The 750-nt window shown below is 55.9% G+C and carries 1 pseudogene; it reads right to left on the bottom strand.

From position 1 onward, the window contains the following. Positions 1 to 75 precede the first annotated feature (75 nt). A pseudogene (locus R4P65_RS33035) lies at positions 76 to 750 on the bottom strand (IS3 family transposase); the annotation flags it as partial.

The raw sequence follows: 750 nt of genomic DNA on the forward strand, positions 1-750 counted from the left end.
TTCCGGACACTTGCCACTGCACACCCAATCTTGGTGTCTTGAAAGATATAGAAGCATCCCGGCGAGTCCGGAGACTTACTGATTTGAGAACTCCGCAATTCGCGTAGTTCTGTGTTCACCGTAGTAGAACGCCTCGAGTTCGACCGGCGGCACATCGCCGCAGTGCTCGTAGAGACGTCGGTGGTTGAACCAGTCCACCCACTCCAACGTGGCGATTTCCACATGTTCGACCGTTCGCCACGGCCCGCGCGGTTTGATCAACTCGGTCTTGTAGAGACCGTTGATCGTCTCGGCAGAGCATTATCGTAGCTCGATCCGGTAGCTCCGATCGAGGCATCGATACCGACCTCAATGAGCCTGTCGGTGAACGTAATTGACATGTATTGCGACCCGCGGTCGCCAAAGATGAATGAGCCCGGACAAGTCGGTAATCCCTTCTCTGCGGCGGGTCCAGATTGCGTGCTCGATCGCATCGAGCACCAACGGTGTCGTCATCGTCGTCTCAGTCCTCCAACCCAGAATCCGCCGTGAATACGCATCGATGACGAACGCGACATAGACCCAACCTGACCACGTCGAAACGTAGGTGAAGTCAGCTACCCACAACATATTTGGCGCAACCGGGTTGAACTTTCGCTGCACCAGATCCTCCGCGCGACGGCCTTGTGGATCGGATAGTGCCCCGTGGCGTGGTGGACTTCGGATCAGGTGAGCGTTTCGCGTTGTGATCAACGAGTCATGATGAATGTT

The organism is Rhodococcus sp. IEGM 1318 (assembly GCF_033142465.1).
GTDB classification, from domain to species: Bacteria; Actinomycetota; Actinomycetes; order Mycobacteriales; family Mycobacteriaceae; genus Rhodococcus_F; species Rhodococcus_F qingshengii_B.